The sequence below is a fragment of the Helicobacter sp. 13S00482-2 genome, assembly GCF_002272795.1.
Taxonomy (GTDB): domain Bacteria; phylum Campylobacterota; class Campylobacteria; order Campylobacterales; family Helicobacteraceae; genus Helicobacter_J.
On record NZ_MLAT01000041.1, the window covers coordinates 1 to 1957 of the forward strand.

The following is a 1957-nucleotide window of genomic DNA, read 5'->3' on the forward strand; positions in this document are numbered from 1 at the left end:
TCATTAAAAGCCTTGATGTTTTTCTCAATAAATTCTTTGGCAATACGATAGTCTTTTTCTAGATTTACTGGTAATTTGAGATTCAATCTTGTTGCAATTGCCTTGCAAAAATCAATTTGCTTTAGAGATGATGGAAATGATTCTTTAGGCTTATTTTCTTGCTCATGAGATGAATGTGAAGTGCTTCTTCCAAACTTTCCAACTTCTTGTGCTAGTTTATTATTAAGCTCTTGCATGAATTCTAAATAACTTTCTTGATTGTTTGAAATACCATCAAGCTTTTCTTCCATCTTTTTAGTAAAGGCAATATCAAGTATCCAATTGTGATGATTGTTTTGAAAGAATTCAATCACACTCATCCCTCTTTTTGTTGGAATGATTTCTCTTTTCTTCCCATCAATACTGATGTATTCTTTGTTTTGTAAAATTGGTAAATATGTTGCATAAGTACTAGGTCTTCCAATTCCATTTTTTTCTAAAACTTCTATGAATTCAGATTCTACGTAATGTTTGGGAGGGGTTTTTTCAATATCTTTAATAAAAATCTCTTTGACATCAAATAGATCATTTTCCTTAAATCTTTGAAGAGGCATTTTTAATACTTGAGTAGTTTCAGTATTTAAATCTCTATCATCATTTTCCATATCTGTATTCATTGAATTATCTAAACCTTTTGTATCACTAGAAGTTTTAAAAGCATCTAAATATCCTCCAAATACTAGATTTCTAAATTTCAATGCAAAAGAAGTGAGTCTGATATTGAAATTTAATGTCGTATTTTCATAAACTGCAGGTTTCATTTGAGAAGTGAGTGTGTTTTTAAAGATGAGTTCATAGAGTTTGATTTCATTTTTTTTAGTGATATTTTCTTTAGCACACACATCAGCTAGAGATTCTAGAGTATGAGGGTGCGTGATCCTGATAGCTTCATGGGCTTCAGCTTGAGAGTTTTTACCTGCCTTATATTGTGTGTATTCAAAAATATCTCCATAAATGGGTTCATAAAATCTTTGATGCTCTTTTAGATATTCAGTAGAGATGAACTCACTGTCTGTTCTAATATAAGTAATCAGACCTGCTTCAAAAAGTCTTTGAGCAATTTCTTGAACTTCTTTGGTAGAGATATTAAGCGTTTTAGATCCTGCTTTGAGTAATTTTGAAGTACTAAAAGGCTTGGGTGGGTTTTGTTTGGATTGCTTTTTCTTTATGGATTTGAGTACTGCTTTTTGAGTGTCTTTTATTTTAGCTAATTGTGCTTGTGCTTGTTCTTTGGAGTCAAATTTAACTTCTTTTCCTTGTTCATCAACATGTTTAATTACATATTCATTATTAGATAAGAAAATATTCGCACACAGTGCATAGTTCATTTTTTCACTAGGCTTTAAGAGATTGAAGTTATTGATTTCTTCTTCTCTTTTTACAATCAAACTCAATGCTGGAGTTTGTACTCGTCCTGCTGATAAAGCTTTGATATTGAGCTCTTTTGAAATATAAGGGGATAAAGAATATCCTATAAACATATCTGAAACCCTTCTACCTAAAAAGGCTTCATAATGTTTTTGATTGGTATTGGCAAACAAAGTTGCTTCTTTCAAGCCTTTTTGTATTCCACTAGGAGTTATTTCATGAAATTCAACACGATAGACTTCTTTAGCAATGTTTTTAATTTTTTCATAAAACATATATCCAATTCCATAACCTTCTCTATCTGGGTCGGTCGCAATATAGACTGTCTTGTTTTTACATGCAGAAATATAATAAAAGATATTTTTCTTCTTGTTTTCATTGTACTCAAAAATGGGGGTATAGCCTTTAGTGATGTCAATATCTTTCAAATCTAAAAAATGTCCTACTGTAGCAAATACTTTAGCTCCTGTAATTGCAGTTATTTTTTTAATTTTATTGGGCGATTCTATGATGATAATGCTCTCTTTAATTTGTTCCATTGTTTATCCTT

Annotated in this window: 1 protein-coding gene; it reads right to left on the minus strand. The window is 30.7% G+C overall.

Features of this window, described 5'->3' with window-relative positions:
- A partial coding sequence (locus tag BKH42_RS08985) for a type IA DNA topoisomerase (protein WP_143428613.1) occupies positions 1–1946 on the minus strand: 1946 nt, incomplete at its 3' end.
- Positions 1947–1957 lie beyond the last annotated feature (11 nt).